Genomic DNA, 14,180 nt, shown 5'->3' with positions numbered 1-14,180 from the left:
CGGCGGGCCGGGGCGCCGCGGCGCCCCGGCCCGGCCCGTCGGCGGACCACGTGGTCCGCCGGAGGCTCCGGGGAGACGGGCGCGGGTCCGGCGGGGCGCGTCGGTAGGATCCGGCGTCCGGACCGCGCGATGCTGCCGCTCTCGTCGTGCCGCGTCCGCCCTCCTCGCCCGGCGACCCCAGGACCCTCGCGATGCCCCACGCCCGCATCCTCATCCGGCCGAAGGCCGGGATCCTCGATCCGCAAGGCACGGCCGTCGAGCAGGCGCTGCCGCAGCTCGGGTTCCAGCCGGCGGAGAACGTCCGGATCGGCCGGCTCGTCGAGCTCGACGTCGCCGACGCGGGGGAGCTCGACGCGATCTGCCAGAAGCTCCTGGCGAACCCGCTGATCGAGGACTACGAGATCCAGGTCGACGCGTGATGCTCCGCGTTCTCGCGCCGGGAGGCGCTCGATGAAGGTCGGCGTGGTTCAGTTTCCGGGCACGTGCGACGAGATCGACGCCGTGCTGGCCGCGGAGCGGGCGGTCGGGGTCGGCAACGCCGAGCTCCTCTGGCACCGCGACCGCGACCTCAAGGGCGTCGATGCGGTCGTCGTCCCGGGCGGCTTCTCCTACGGCGACTACCTGCGCGCCGGCTCGATCGCGGCGCTGAGCCCCGCGATGGGCGCCGTGGCCGAGTTCGCCCGCGCCGGTGGGCCGGTGCTCGGCATCTGCAACGGCTTCCAAGTCCTCTGCGAGGCGGGCCTCCTGCCGGGCACGATGCTCATGAACCTCTCGCGGCGCTTCACCTTCCGCGACGTGACGCTGCGCGTCGAGGCGGCCGACACCGCCTGGACCGCGGCCACGAGCGCCGGGCAGGAGCTCGTCATCCCGGCGAAGCACCAGACCGGTCGCTGGTACGCGCCCGACGACCTCCTGGACGAGGTCCGCGGCAACGACCAGGTCGTCTTCACGTACGCCGCCGACGACCGGCCGAACGGCTCGTCGGCGAACGTCGCCGGCGTCTGCAACGCGCAGCGCAACGTCGTCGGCCTCATGCCCCACCCCGAGCACGCGACCGACCCGCTGACCGGCTCGGTCGACGGGCTCCTGCTCTTCCGGTCCCCCGCGGAGGCCGCTCGTGTCTGACGCCCCGCTGCCCACGGCCCGCGAGGTCGCCGCCGACGCGACCCCGGTCGGGACCCCGCCCGGCGTCGAGCAGGCGATCGCGCTGGGCCTCACCGCCGACGAGTACGCGCTCGTCACGGAGAAGCTCGGTCGCGAGCCGGTCCAGGTCGAGCTCGCGATGTTCTCGCTCATGTGGAGCGAGCACTGCTCCTACAAGCACTCCAAGCCGCTGCTGCGCACGCTGCCCACCGAGGGCCCCGCGCTCGTCCTCGGCCCGGGCGAGAACGCCGGCGCGGTCGACGTCGGCGACGGCTGGCTCATCACCTTCAAGGTCGAGTCGCACAACCACCCCTCGGCCGTCGAGCCGTTCCAGGGCGCGGCGACCGGCGTCGGCGGGATCCTGCGGGACATCTTCGCGCTCGGCGCCCGGCCGATCGCGGTGCTCGACGCCCTGCGCTTCGGTGACGTGGACGACGTGGACGAGGACGGCGAGCCGACCGCGGGCGCGATCCGCTCCCGCTTCCTCCTCGACGGCGCCGTCCGCGGCATCGGTCACTACGGCAACTCGATCGGCGTGCCGAACATCGGCGGCGACGTGTACTTCGAGGGTCCGTACGAGACGAACTGCCTCGTGAACGCGATGGCGCTCGGGCTCGTCGAGCGCGAGCGGCTGACGCTCTCGGCCGCCACCGGCGTGGGCAACGTCGTCGTCCTGTTCGGCGCCTCGACCGGTGCCGACGGCATCGGCGGCGCGTCCGTGCTCGCCTCGGCGGAGCTCGTCGGTGGGGACGATGGGGCCGAGTCGATGCGCCCGACGGTGCAGGTCGGCGACCCGTTCGAGGAGTCGAAGCTCGTCGAGTGCTGCCTCGAGCTGCTCGACAAGGGCCTGCTCGTCTCGCTGCAGGACCTCGGCGCCGCCGGCCTGACGTCGTCGGCGTCGGAGATGGCGTCGAAGGGCGAGGTCGGCCTCGACCTCGACGTGTCGCTCGTCCCCCGGCGCCAGGAGGGGCTGGAGCCCTTCGAGGTCATGGTCTCGGAGTCGCAGGAGCGGATGCTCTGCGTCGTGACGCCGGACAAGGTCGACGAGGTCGTCGCGATCACCGACAAGTGGGACGTCCACGGGACGGCGATCGGCGTCGTCACCGACTCGCGGCGCTTCCGCGTGTTCGACGGCGACGAGCTCGTCGGCGACATGCCGGTCCCGGCGCTCGTCGACGACTGCCCGGTCTACGCGATCCATCCCGAGAGGCCCGCCGGCGGTCCCGCGGCGCTCTATCCGGCGCCGCCCGCGAGGCTCGCCCCGGACACGACGCCGCAGGAGACGCTGCTCGCGCTGCTCGCCAGCCCGAACGTCGCGTCCCGCCGGCCGCTGTTCGAGCAGTACGACTGCGTCGTCCAGTCCCGGACGGTGAAGCGCCCGGGTGAGGCCGACGCCGCCGTCCTCATGGTGCCCGGCCCGGCCGGCCCGAACGGCCCGCTGCCGGCCGACCGCCGGCCCGCCCTCGACGCGCCCGTTCCCGGCGTCGGCGTCTCGATCGACGGCTCCGGTCGCCGGGTCGCGGCGGACCCGTACACCGGCACGGCGTGGAACGTCCTGGAGTGCGCCGCGAACCTCGCGTGCGTCGGGGCCGAGCCGCTCGGGCTGACGAACAACCTGAACTTCGGCAACCCGGAGAAGCCGCACATCGCGTGGCAGCTCACCGAGGCCGTCCGCGGGCTCGGCGACGCCTGTCGCGTGACCGGCGCGCCGGTCGTCGGCGGCAACGTCTCGCTCTACAACGAGGGCACGACGGGGCCGATCTACCCGACGCCGGTCGTCGGCATGGTCGGCAAGGTCCCGGACGTCCGCGCGGCCGCGCCGCTGGGGTTCCAGCGCGACGGCGACGCGGTCGCCCTCGTCGGCTGGAACGTCCTGCCGACGCTGGAGGCGTCCGAGCTCGCGAAGCTCCGCGGGCAGGAGCTGCCCGACGGCCTGCCGGAGGTCGACCTCGACCACGCGCAGCGCGTGATCGCCGCCGTGCGCGACGCGGTCCGGGCCGGCGAGCTCTCCTCGGCGCACGACGTCGCCGAGGGCGGGTTCCTCACCGCGATCGCCGAGTGCTGCATCGCCGGCGGCCGCGGCTGGCGCCACGAGGTCGACGCGGAGCACGCCGGCGACGGCCTGAGCGACGCGATCCTCTTCGGCGAGTGGCCGGCGGGCTTCATCGTCTCCGGCTCTCGCGAGGCGCTGGATCGCCTCGGCGAGCAGGTGCCGCTGGACGTCTTCGGCACCGTCGGCGGCGACCGCCTCGAGCTCACGGCGGGCCCGACGACGATCAGCCTCTCGCTCGACGAGCTGCGCGAGGCCCACGGGGCGCTCGCGCGCTTCTTCGCCTGATCGAGACGTAGGGTCTCGTCAGATGGCTGACGAGACCCTGCCTTCGAAGCGGTCGGTCGACGCTGCGGCGGGCGCGTTGGTGGCCGCGCTGCTCACGCCTGATCCGGCTCGGGCGCCGGAGATCGAGTTCGATCGATCCGCCTTCGATGGCTACGCAGATTTCGTGGCCAAGGCGAACGTCGTTCGGCACTGGCGCTCCGCGCATGCGGAGCCACTTCGCCTCGTCGGCGCGAATCTCCGTCACTATGCCGCTCCGATTGCCGGGGCACGCGTGAGCCAGCGCCTGAAGAAGTTCGGAACGATCATCGACAAGCTCGTGCGGTTCGAGGGCATGCGGCTCAGCCGTATGGAGGACATCGGCGGTTGCCGTATCGTCGTCCCGAACGAGGCGGACGCCGTCGCCGTTGCTCGACGTCTCCGCAAGAACTGGACCATCCGGCGGTACCGGGATTACGTCGTGGAGCCCAAGATTGATGGGTACCGCGCACGCCACCTCGTCGTCGTGAAGCGAGAGCGTTTCGTCGAGGTCCAGATCCGCACCGTGCTACAGGATCTCTGGGCCAACACCGTCGAGCGCGATGGCCGACGCATCGGGGTCGGGCTCAAGTTCGGCGAGGGCGACGGGGAGGCGCTCGAGGCGTATCGGTTGATGTCCGAGCTGATGGCGGCCGACGAGCGTGGTGAGATCGCTCGCAACGAGCTCGAGGCGTTTCTCCGCGTCCTGCGTCGTTTCTGAGCCGTTTCTCTCGCGAGCCACGACGGAACCCGTGGTTCAATGAGTGGCGTGGGTGACCCCATCCGCCACTTCCTCATCACGTACGACATCGGTCGCGAGGTCGCGCACGTCGACGAGTACGGCGAGGACTACGACGCCGCGTTGGCGGCCTACGACGAGATCGAGGAGCGCTACCGGCACGACCCGCAGATCGAGGTCGTGCTGCTCGGTGCCGACTCGCTGGAGACGATCCGCAAGACGCACTCCAGCTACTTCATGTCTCCGGAGGACGACCACCCGTTCGTCACCTACCTCCGCGACGTGATCGCCCGGCAGGGCTAGGCGATTCGTCGCCGCTCGCGGGCTGACCGTCCGCGAGCGCTCAACGGCAGGGCGTGGCGGATGCGCCTCGAGGGGTGAGGCGAACCCGCCACGCGGCCGGCCGGCGTCCGGGCTACTCGCCGCGGCCGGAGGGCAGCAGCGCCGCGGCGGCGCCGTCGAGACCGGGGTCGACGGCCTCGCCGGCCAGCGCGCGCTCGCCGCGGGTCTCGCCGAGGACGTGCTCGGCCTTGCCGCGCGCGAAGAGCGAGGCCGCGGCGGCGACGAGGCACGCGACGAGCGCGAAGCTGAACGCCGCCGTCAGGGCGTCGCCGAACGGGCCGGAGATGAGGTGCGGGAAGAACTCGCGGCCGGTCAGCTCGTGCGCCTGGGCGGCGGGCAGCGCGTGCAGCACCTCGGGGCCGAGCAGCGTGCCGACGGGGTTGTAGCCGAGGAAGGACGCGAAGAGGACGACGACCGGCGGCTGGTCGGCGATCCGGGTCGCGTCGGCGTTCGGGACGCCGTGGGCGACGAGGCCGTCGTGCATCGCCGGCCCGAGGCTCGACGCCAGGCCGACGATCATGAGCGAGAAGAACACGCCCATCGACAGGACCATCGCGGAGTTCTGGAACGTCGCCGTCATCCCGGCGCCGGCGCCGCGCTGGTCGACGGGCAGGCTGTTCATGATCGCCATCCGGTTCGGCGACGCGAAGAGCCCCATCGACAGGCCGTTGAGCAGCAGGACGAGCGCGAACCAGGGGTAGGCGAAGTCGACCGGCAGGGCGATGAGCAGCGCGAAGCTCGCGGCGGTGCCGAGCATGCCGACGACCGCGAACGGCCGCGCGCCGTAGCGGTCCGAGAGGATCCCCGAGACCGGTCCGGCCAGGAGGAACCCGGCGATCGTGGGCAGCATGTAGATGCCGGCCCAGAGCGGCGTGTCGTGGAAGTCGTAGCCGTGCTGCGGCAGCCAGATCCCCTGCAGCCAGATGATGAGGACGAACTGCAGGCCGCCGCGACCGATCGACGCGAGGAGGCTCGCGAGGTTGCCGGCCGTGAAGTCGCCGATCCGGAACAGCGAGAGCCGGAACATCGGCTCCTCCGAGCGCAGCTCGATCGTGACGAAGAGCGCGAGCACGAGCAGCCCGCCGCCGACGAGCGCGAGGACCCTCGGGCTCGTCCAGCCCATGTCGTGGTCGCCGTAGGGCTGGATGCCGTAGGTGATCCCGACCATCACCGCGATCAGCCCGATCGCGAACGTCGCGTTGCCCCACCAGTCGATGCGCGCGCGGCGCCGCTGGCCCTGGTCGACGAGCTTGCGATACGCCCACCAGGTGCCGAAGAGCCCGAACGGGACCGAGACGAGGAACACGAGCCGCCACGACACCGGCGCCAGGACGCCGCCGACGATGAGGCCGAGGAACGACCCGGCGATCGCGGCGACGCCGTTGATCCCGAGCGCCATGCCGCGTTGGTGGGCGGGGAAGGCGTCGGTGAGGATCGCCGAGGCGTTCGCCATCAGCAGCGCGCCGCCGACCCCCTGGATCACCCGCATGCCGATGATCCACAGCGCGCCGGCGCTGCCGTCGAGCCAGACGACCGAGCAGAGGATCGACCCGACCGTGAACACGGCGAAGCCGAGGTTGTACATCCGGACCCGCCCGTACATGTCGCCGAGCCGGCCGAGGCTGACGACGAGCACCGCCGTCACGACCATGAAGCCGAGGATCATCCACAGCAGGTAGTTCGTGTTGCCCGGCGCGAGCGGGTCGAGGTCGATCCCCCGGAAGATGTCCGGCAGGGCGATCATGAGGATCGACTGGTTGAGGGTGACGATGAGGATCCCGAGCGTCGTGTTCGACAGCGCGATCCAGCGGTAGCGATCGCCGGGCTCGGCGACGGCGGGCGAGGCGGTGGCGGCGAGGGACATCGCAGAGCAAGGGGGGAGGCCGCGACGAACGGGGCGTCCGCCGCGACGAGGGCGAGGCGCGGTCGACCGCGCACGAGGGCCGACGCCGGTCGAACGTAGCAAGCGAACTTTCTCGAGCGAAGCGATCTGGCGCAGCGCCGGTGGTCGGGCGCGACGGCGTTCGACGAGGCGCCGGCGGGGCGGGCGGGCTGCCGGTGCGGCCGGGGCCGAGAACGACGACGGCCGGCGCCGCCCGCTCGGGGAGGCGCCGGCCGGGAGCCGGGTCCGGGGCCCGCCGCGCGGCGGGACGCCCCGGGAGCGAGCGGCCTAGCGCACGCGCACGCTGCGGCTGGCGGTGGCGGTGCCGCCCGCGCCCTTGGCGGTCACGACGACCCGGAGCGTGCCGCGCGACGTCGACGCCTTGAGGGTCGTGGCGCCGCCCGAGGCGCCGAGCGCCTTGCGGGTCAGCGTCGTGCTGCCGCGGCGCAGCTCGACCGTGACGCCCTTCGCGCCCGTGGCGGCGACGCTCACGCGCAGGCCGGAGCGGCGCAGCGCGGTGCGGCCGACCGCGGAGAGCGGCGCGAGCGAGACGCTCGGGCGGGCCGCCGGGGCGGGCTGGGTGACCGTCGTGGTCGGGCCGGGGACGGTGACCGTCGCGCCCGGGACGGTGACCGTCGCGCCCGGCGTGGTCACCGTGCGGGTCGGCCCCTCGGGGAGGGTGCTGGGGGTCTGGCCGAGCATGATCCGGTAGAGGTCGGTCTGGTCGATGAAGCCGTTGACGTTCGCCGCCTGCGGGCCCTTCGCCGCGACCCGGATCTGCGAGCCGGTGTGGCCTTGCGACGTGCTGCCGTTGATGGGCGGCTCGGCCGTGCTGTAGCCGATGGTCATCGGGTCGCCGTCGACCGTCTTGACCGTGGCCGTCGCCTTGCCGCCCGACGTGCCGCCGACGATCTGCGTCGAGTGCGAGTGATCGCCGGTGACGATGATCAGCGTGTTCGGATCCTCCTGCTGGAACGCGAGTGCGATCTGCGTCGCGCGGTCGAGCTCGGCGAGATCGCCGATCGCGCCGCACGCGTCGGCCGCGTGCTCCTGCTTGTCGACCATCGCCGACTCGACCTGCAGGAAGAAGCCCTTGTCGTTCTCCTGCTTGAGCAGGTCGATGGCCTTCTGGGTCATATCGCCCAGGCGTGGCTGGGTGCCCCGGTCCTCGACCTCGCAGGTCTTCGGTGCCGCGGGGGTACCGTTCCCACCGGCCGCCGCCACCAGCGGCTTGTAGAGGGGCAGCATGTTCTCGCCGGTGGTAGACGCGGGGTTGGTGCTCCCGGCGAAGAGCCCGAGGACGGGACCGTCCTTCAGCGACGTCACGGCGTCGAGGTCGGCCTTTGTGCGCAGCTCACGGTACCCGTGCTCGTCCTTGGCGTCGTCGAGGACCGTGGGGCCATCGTCCGTCGCCTGGAGGAAGCGGTTCAGTCCGCCGCCGAGCAGCACGTCGATCTCGTTGTCGACGAGCTGCTCGGCCACCGAGCCCTTGCCGCCGGCGCTCTTCCTCGCCGTGGCACAGCGGGCCATGTTCTCCGGACCCTGGCACTCGCGCAGGTTGATGTGCGCGCCCGCGGCCGCCGGCGTGGCGTCCGTGAGCGCCGCGGTCGACACGTTGCCGACGCGCTTGCCGTCGGCCTTGAACCGCTCCAGGACGGTCTCGTAGTCCTCGCCCGGCGTCGTGTCGGCCTCGGACGGGCCCTGCGACAGGCGGCTGTCGACGGTCTTCTTGCCGGTCGACCAGCCCGAGGCGGTGGGCGCCGAGTCCGACACGTAGGCGATCGGGTACTGCCCGTTGGCCTTCTTGCCGACCTTCAGGCCGTACGTCGTCATGTCGCCGACGAACGGCAGGCTGTCGAGTCCGTCGAACGCGCCGGCCGCGCCCTTCTCGTAGTTCCGGGCGGCCGTGATGATCGCCTCGTCGGTGCCGTCGCCGATGAGCAGGATGACGTTCTTCGGCTTCTGCGGATCGATCTGGCCGGCGAGCGTGGCCGAGTGATCGCCGTCGCCGGAGGGGACGACCGCGACGGCGGTGGCGGCCGCGCCGAGGGTGACGGCCGCGGCGGCGGCCGCGAGCAGCGCGCGACGGCGCCGCGGGACGTGCGGGGACATGGTGCTCCTTCGGGGGTGGTGGGGTGGGGAGGTGGGGGCGCCGGGCCGGAACGGCGCGACGTGGCCGGGCGACGGGGCGCCGAGCGGGCGGGAGGACGAGCGGTCGTCGACCGCGTGCGGGGGCGTCGCGGACGGCGGGGCGGCCGCCACGGCCGCCGGGGTCGTGCGGCGCCGCGGGCGCCGATCGCGGGCCGGGGAGGGGCGCGCGACCGGTCGCGGCGGACGGACGCGGGGCGCTGGCGGCGCCGCGACGGGCGGCGACCGGGCGCCGGGGCCGTGCGTCGATGGGCGGGCGTCAGCCCGCGCGGAGCGGTGGGGCGCGACCGGGTGGCCGGGCCGACGGCGGGGCGGGGCGGGCGCTCCGGCCCGCGTGGCGCGCCGCGGTGGGTGCCGCGCCCGGGACGATCGGCAGGGCCGGCCCGGCGGCCCCGTCGCCGAGGCGCAGGGCGGCGAGTGCGAGCAGCGCGCCGAGCGCTGCGATCGCGGCGGCGGCCACGGTGGACAGCCCGACGTGCGTCAGCACGCCGGCGCCGTCGTGCTCGTGGTGCGCGCCCAGCGCGTCGAGCGCGACGTCCGCCAGGACGCCCACCACGGCGCTCGCCAGCAGCGTGAGCAGGAGGAGCCGCGCCGTCCGGGCGAGTGCACCTGGGTGGTGGGCGGGGGGCCGCACGATCGGCACCTTCACACCGGGACGGGGTCGTCGGGTGAACGCCGCGCTACCAGCCGGTGAACGACCTGTTGCGGCCCCAGCCGGCGTGGTGCGCGAACGCGAGCGGACCGGCGCGCCTGCGGCCGGCGGGCACGCGCCCTCGAGTCCCAGTGTCGGCGTGCCGGACAGGGTTGACGGGCGGGCGGTCGAGCCGCGAGACTTCCGACCGTGAGTAGCAAATCGTCCCAGGGGCTCCGTGGCGCGTCCGCGACGCCGGGCGGGGCGCGAACCGGAAGGACCGCATGGCCCGCCTGATCCCGAAGAACCCGGCCGAGCTCCTCGGCCGTGCCGACCGCACGATCGCGAACGTCGACGTCGTCCTCGGGCGGGTCGACGGCACGCTCAGCGAGGTCGGTTCGACGCTCTCGGAGGTCTCCGGCACGCTCGGCAACGTCGACGGGACGCTCGGCACCGTCAGCGCGACGCTCTCCACGGTCGAAGGTACGCTCACGACGGTCGAGGGCACGCTGGTCACCGTCTCCGGCGCGCTGACCGAGACGCAAGGCACGCTCGCCGAGGTCCAGGCCCTGCTCGCGGACCTGCGCGACCGCACCGCGCTGCTCGAGCAGCTCCCCGAGGTCGCCGCCCAGGTGGCGGCGCTCCACGAGGCGCTCGTGGTGGGCAGGGCCTGAACCCGTCGTCAGCGGCGCTCGCGCTCGGCGGCCGGGCGGCCGAGCCCCGTCCAGAGCAGCTCCATCGCCGCGTCGACGACCGCGTCGCGCGTCGCCGACGGCTCGCGGCGCCACCACGCGACCGCGCCGGTCAGCGCGCCGATGAGCATCTCGACGATGACGGCCATCTGCGCCGGATCGCGGTCGAGGCCCGCTTCGTGCGCGTCGCGCGCGAGCAGCGCGGCCACGGCCTCGACCTGGCCGGCGCGCAGCGCGCGCCGCGTGTCGGCGACGGCGTCGTCGCCACCCGTCATCGCGCCGAACAGCAGCGCCCACGCCGCTGGGTGGGCCTGGGCGAAGTGGAAGACGGCGTCGATCGTCGCCCGCATCCGCTCGCTCGTGGAGCCCTCGCCGGTGATCCGCGCCCCGACGTGGCCGAGGAAGAGCGCATTCTGCTGCTCGACGAGCGCGACGTAGAGCTCCTGCTTCGAGCGGAAGTGGTCGTAGAGGACCGTCCGCGTCACGCCGGCGGCGGTGCCGAGCTCGGCCATGCTCGCCCCGTCGTAGCCGCGCGCGGCGAAGACCCCGAGCGCGCCCCGGAGGATCGCCCCACGGCGGGCCGCGCCGGAGAGCCGGCGGCGGGGCGTCGCGGCTGGCCTGCGGTCGTCCGGCGCCGCGCGTTTCGACGGTGCCGAGGGAACCGACATGCGCGCAGGCTAGCAGCGCCAGATCGCCGACTCTGCCCTTGGCGCACGAGGGGAACGCGCCGTTTCTCGATCCGTTGACAACCGACAGAGGTGTCGGTTACGGTCGCGACGGCGGCACGGGTGCGCCGTCGGAACGCCCGGTGGGACGGGACGGACGACGGCGATCGTCGGGGGGCGATCGCCGCTCGTCGCGTCCTCCGGGATCGCGGTCGGCAGCACGGAAGGAACGGGTGGAGCGATGGCTGGGCAGACGGATCCGACGGCGACCGCGGGGGAGGGCCTCTCCCGCCGGCGCTTCGTGCAGCAGGGCGCCGTCGGCGCCGCGGCGGCCGGCGCCGCGCTCGCGACGCCCGCCTGGGCCCAGGGCGCCCGCCGTCAGGTCACCCGCGGCCGCAGCGTCGCGGTCTTCGGGGGCGGCATGGCGGGCCTCACCGCCGCCCACGAGCTCGCCGAGCGCGGCTTCCAGGTCACCGTCTACGAGCGCAACGCCCTCGGCGGCAAGGCCCGGAGCATCCCGCTGGCGGGCTCCGGCACCGGCGGGCGCAAGGACCTGCCGGGCGAGCACGGGTTCCGGTTCTTCCCGGGCTTCTACCACCACGTCCCGAACACGATGCGCCGGATCCCGCACCTCCGCGGCAAGACGGTCGGCGACCACCTCGTGGCCGCGAGCGAGGGCCAGTTCCTGCGCGCGGACGGCAAGGCGGACGCCGGCCCGCTCGGGATCGGCCCCGACCCGGTCGGCCTCCTCACCGTCGACGGGCTGCGCAAGACGCTCACCGACATGCTCGGCGGGACCGGCGTCCCGCCGCACGAGCTCGCGTACTTCGTAGAGCGCCTGCTCGTGTTCCTCACGTCGTCCGACGCACGCCGCTTCGGCCAATGGGAGAAGCGCAGCTGGTGGGACTTCGTCGGCGCGGGCAGCCGGTCCAAGGAGTACCAGCGCGTCCTCGCGGCCGGGCTGACGCGCAACCTCGTCGCGGCGAAGGAGACGATCGCCTCCACCCGCACGATCGGGAACATGGGGGAGGCGTTCGTCTTCAACATCATGGGCCTGGGCAACGACGGCGAGCTGGACCGCGTCCTCGACCTGCCGACGAACGAGGCCTGGATCGATCCCTGGGTCCACCACCTCGAGTCGCTCGGCGTGCGGTTCCAGGTCGGCTGGGCGGCCGAGCACGTCGAGATCCGCGACGGCCGCGTGGCGTCGGTGCGGGTGCGCAACGCCCGCAGGCGGCGACGGACGGTGACCGCGGACTGGTACGTCATCGCGGCGCCCGTCGAGCGCACGCGGCCGCTGATGAACGCCGACGTCCTGCGCGCCGACCCGTCGCTGGAGGGCATGAACGCCCTGAAGACCGACTGGATGGTCGGCATCCAGTACTTCCTCACGAAGAGCCCCGGGCTCGTCCGCGGTCACATCTCCTTCCTCGACGCACCGTGGGCGCTCACGGCGCTGACCCAGGCGCAGTTCTGGAAGGAGCGCCGGATGGCGCGCGACTACGGCGACGGTCGCGTCGTCGACGTGCTCTCCGTCGACATCTCCAACTGGGACGCGCCGGGGGTCGTGTTCGGCAAGCCGGCCAAGCAGTGCTCCCCGACCGAGGTCGCCGTCGAGGTCTGGGAGCAGATCCGCCGCCACGAGACGGCCGGGCGGAAGCTCGACCGCGGCGCGATCCACAGCTGGATGCTCGACCCGGGGATCGTCTGGAACGGCCGGACCGGGCAGAATCGCAACGTCACGCCGCTGCTCGTGAACACCGTCGGAACCTGGGAGAAGCGCCCGACGGCCCGCACGCGGATCCCGAACCTGTTCCTCGGCGGCGACCACATCCAGACGAACGTCGACCTCGCGACGATGGAGGGCGCCAACACGTCCGGCCGGGCGGCGGCGATGGCGATCCTCGAGGCGGCCGACTCGCCGAAGGCGCCGCCGCGGTTCTGGTCGCTCTACGAGCTGCCGGCGCTCGAGCCGCTGAAGCAGATCGACGCCGCCCGCTTCAAGGCCGGCCAGCCGAACCTCCTCGACCTCGGATGAGGGGCCCGGCGGACCGCGCGGGCGGTCCCGTCGCGGCGCCCGCGCCGGCGGCCGTGGCGCGCCACGCGGACGCCGCGACGGACGCCGACGTGCTCGTCGTCGGCGGGCGCTGCGCCGGATCGGCGGTCGCGATCGAGCTCGCGCGCGCCGGCCGGCGAGTGGTCGTCCTGGACCGCGCGGCGTTCCCGTCGGACACGCTCTCGACGCACCTCCTGTGGCCCGCCGGCGTGGCGGAGCTGCGGCGGCTCGGGGCGCTTGAGGCCGTGCGCGCGTCGGGCGCCCCGTCGCTGACCCGCGCCCTGGCCGGGGCGGCCGGGATGGAGATCGAGGTCGACCAGCCGGTCGTGGACGGGATCGACCACGGCCTCTGCGTGCGCCGGCCGGCCCTCGACGCCGCGCTCGTCGACGCGGCCCGCCGGGCCGGGGCGGAGGTCCGCGAGCGCAGCACGGTCACCGGGCTCCTGCGCGACGGCGACCGCGTCGCCGGGGTGCGCGTGCGCGATCGCGACGGCCACGAGACGACGCTGCGCGCGCCGCTGGTGATCGGCGCCGACGGCCGTCGCAGCCGCGTCGCGCAGGAGGTCGGAGCGCTGGAGCCCCAGCGGGAGCGCCGCAGCGGCCGGGACTGCTTCTTCGGCTACTGGCGCGACGCGCCCGCCGACCCGGCGTGGCGCTCGATCGCGGCCCAGTGGCGCGCCGACGGCGAGCTCGGCACGGCGTTCCCCTGCGACGGCGGGCTCGTGCTCGTCCTGCTGCAGCCGCCCGTGGCTCGCCGGGACGCCTTCACCGCCGACCGCGAGGGCGCCTACCGCGCGACCATCGCGCGCCTGCCGGCGCTCGAGCGGCGGCTCGTCGGGGCCGAGCTCGTCGGGAAGGTCCGCTCCGCGACGCGGCTGGCGAGCTACTTCCGGCGCAGCGCCGGGCCGGGCTGGGCGCTCGCCGGGGACGCCGGCCACTTCAAGGACCCGGTGACCGCCCAGGGGATCCGCGACGCGCTGCACTACGGGCGGCGGCTGGGCGTGGCGGTCGCGCCCGTGCTCGACGACCCGGTGGCGCTCGACGCGGCGACGGCTCGCTGGGAGCGCGAGCGCGAGCGGGAGTGCCTCGAGGTCTACCAGTGGACGAACGCGCTCGCCCGCGGCACCGCGCTGACGCCGCTGGAGGCCGAGGTCTACCGCGCGGCCGCCGGCGACCCGTCGATCGCCGCGGCGATGCTCGAGGTGTTCGCGCGCCGGCGCCGTCCCTCGCGCGTGCTGCCCCCGCACCGAGCGGCCGGCCTGGCGGCGCGGTCGCTCCTGCGCCGCGGGGACCGGCGGGCCGCGGTGACGTCGCTGGGCCGGGACGTGGCCACGGCGTGCGGCGACGCGCTCGAGCGCGTCGGCGCGCGGCGAGGCTGACGCCGGGCGAGGCGCATGTCGTGGCGTCGGGCGCGCGCGACCGCTGAGGCGCGAGCACGTCGTGGCGTGGGACGGTGCGACCGCCGAGGCGGGAGCACGCCGCCGCGGGGTGGGACGCCCCCGGGATCGGGGTCCCGGTTCAGGGTGCGC

12 protein-coding genes are annotated in these 14,180 nt (G+C 74.2%); 8 read left to right on the top strand and 4 right to left on the bottom strand.

What is annotated here, in order from left to right:
- Window positions 1-191 precede the first annotated feature (191 nt).
- From purS to SK069_RS11350, 5 genes are read left to right on the top strand one after another with little or no spacing between them, the layout of a single operon-like run.
- The gene (purS, locus tag SK069_RS11370) at window positions 192-419 is read left to right on the top strand and encodes a phosphoribosylformylglycinamidine synthase subunit PurS (RefSeq protein ID WP_319954351.1); all 228 of its coding nucleotides are present in this window, start codon (window positions 192-194) and stop codon (window positions 417-419) included.
- A 31-nt stretch (window positions 420-450) separates the two neighbouring features.
- The gene (gene purQ / locus SK069_RS11365; protein ID WP_406628284.1) at window positions 451-1,125 is read left to right on the top strand and encodes a phosphoribosylformylglycinamidine synthase subunit PurQ; all 675 of its coding nucleotides are present in this window, start codon (window positions 451-453) and stop codon (window positions 1,123-1,125) included.
- A complete protein-coding gene (purL, locus tag SK069_RS11360; RefSeq protein WP_319954349.1) occupies window positions 1,118-3,481 on the top strand; it encodes a phosphoribosylformylglycinamidine synthase subunit PurL in 2,364 nt (787 codons plus the stop codon). The genes purQ and purL overlap by 8 nt, the downstream gene beginning before the upstream one ends.
- Window positions 3,482-3,503: 22 nt before the next feature.
- On the top strand, window positions 3,504-4,217 hold the full coding sequence (locus SK069_RS11355) for a RelA/SpoT domain-containing protein (protein ID WP_319954348.1): 714 nt from the start codon (window positions 3,504-3,506) through the stop codon (window positions 4,215-4,217).
- 48 nt (window positions 4,218-4,265) lie between these two features.
- On the top strand, window positions 4,266-4,538 hold the full coding sequence (locus SK069_RS11350) for a hypothetical protein (protein ID WP_319954347.1): 273 nt from the start codon (window positions 4,266-4,268) through the stop codon (window positions 4,536-4,538).
- 112 nt (window positions 4,539-4,650) lie between these two features.
- Here the strand turns inward: SK069_RS11350 and SK069_RS11345 are convergent, their stop codons facing one another.
- The 3 genes from SK069_RS11345 to SK069_RS11335 all read right to left on the bottom strand — a co-directional run bounded on the left by SK069_RS11345 (window position 4,651) and on the right by SK069_RS11335 (window position 9,241).
- The gene (locus tag SK069_RS11345) at window positions 4,651-6,441 is read right to left on the bottom strand and encodes an MFS transporter (protein WP_319954346.1); all 1,791 of its coding nucleotides are present in this window, start codon (window positions 6,439-6,441) and stop codon (window positions 4,651-4,653) included.
- 306 nt (window positions 6,442-6,747) lie between these two features.
- Window positions 6,748-8,571: an alkaline phosphatase gene (locus tag SK069_RS11340; protein ID WP_319954345.1), complete on the bottom strand. Its 1,824-nt coding sequence runs from the start codon at window positions 8,569-8,571 to the stop codon at window positions 6,748-6,750.
- 295 nt (window positions 8,572-8,866) lie between these two features.
- The gene (locus tag SK069_RS11335; protein ID WP_319954344.1) at window positions 8,867-9,241 is read right to left on the bottom strand and encodes a hypothetical protein; all 375 of its coding nucleotides are present in this window, start codon (window positions 9,239-9,241) and stop codon (window positions 8,867-8,869) included.
- Window positions 9,242-9,522: 281 nt separating this feature from the next.
- On the opposite strand from SK069_RS11335, the gene SK069_RS11330 reads away from it, so the two are divergent.
- Entirely contained in the window at window positions 9,523-9,912 is a 390-nt protein-coding gene (locus SK069_RS11330; protein WP_319954343.1) for a hypothetical protein, read from the top strand.
- An 8-nt stretch (window positions 9,913-9,920) separates the two neighbouring features.
- Here the strand turns inward: SK069_RS11330 and SK069_RS11325 are convergent, their stop codons facing one another.
- Window positions 9,921-10,598, bottom strand: coding sequence for a TetR/AcrR family transcriptional regulator (locus tag SK069_RS11325; protein WP_319954342.1), 678 nt, complete (start codon window positions 10,596-10,598; stop codon window positions 9,921-9,923).
- A 238-nt stretch (window positions 10,599-10,836) separates the two neighbouring features.
- Between SK069_RS11325 and SK069_RS11320 the strand changes: the two genes are divergently transcribed.
- The gene (locus SK069_RS11320) at window positions 10,837-12,633 is read left to right on the top strand and encodes a hydroxysqualene dehydroxylase (protein ID WP_319954341.1); all 1,797 of its coding nucleotides are present in this window, start codon (window positions 10,837-10,839) and stop codon (window positions 12,631-12,633) included.
- Window positions 12,630-14,030: an NAD(P)/FAD-dependent oxidoreductase gene (locus SK069_RS11315; protein WP_319954340.1), complete on the top strand. Its 1,401-nt coding sequence runs from the start codon at window positions 12,630-12,632 to the stop codon at window positions 14,028-14,030. The genes SK069_RS11320 and SK069_RS11315 overlap by 4 nt, the downstream gene beginning before the upstream one ends.
- The last annotated feature ends 150 nt before the right edge of the window (window positions 14,031-14,180 follow it).

Origin of the sequence: Patulibacter brassicae (assembly GCF_033949425.1) — a bacterium.
GTDB classification, from domain to species: Bacteria; Actinomycetota; Thermoleophilia; order Solirubrobacterales; family Solirubrobacteraceae; genus Patulibacter; species Patulibacter brassicae.
Note: the sequence above shows the minus strand (reverse complement) of the source record. Positions and strands in the feature narration are given on the sequence as shown.

Coding starts and splice junctions, on each gene's coding strand:
- purQ (WP_406628284.1), top strand. CDS start 451: ATGAAGGTCGGCGTGGTTCAGTTTCCGGGCACGTGCGACGAGATCGAC.
- SK069_RS11355 (WP_319954348.1), top strand. CDS start 3,504: ATGGCTGACGAGACCCTGCCTTCGAAGCGGTCGGTCGACGCTGCGGCG.
- SK069_RS11345 (WP_319954346.1), bottom strand. CDS start 6,441: ATGTCCCTCGCCGCCACCGCCTCGCCCGCCGTCGCCGAGCCCGGCGAT.
- SK069_RS11340 (WP_319954345.1), bottom strand. CDS start 8,571: ATGTCCCCGCACGTCCCGCGGCGCCGTCGCGCGCTGCTCGCGGCCGCC.
- purS (WP_319954351.1), top strand. CDS start 192: ATGCCCCACGCCCGCATCCTCATCCGGCCGAAGGCCGGGATCCTCGAT.
- SK069_RS11320 (WP_319954341.1), top strand. CDS start 10,837: ATGGCTGGGCAGACGGATCCGACGGCGACCGCGGGGGAGGGCCTCTCC.
- SK069_RS11330 (WP_319954343.1), top strand. CDS start 9,523: ATGGCCCGCCTGATCCCGAAGAACCCGGCCGAGCTCCTCGGCCGTGCC.
- SK069_RS11315 (WP_319954340.1), top strand. CDS start 12,630: ATGAGGGGCCCGGCGGACCGCGCGGGCGGTCCCGTCGCGGCGCCCGCG.
- SK069_RS11325 (WP_319954342.1), bottom strand. CDS start 10,598: ATGTCGGTTCCCTCGGCACCGTCGAAACGCGCGGCGCCGGACGACCGC.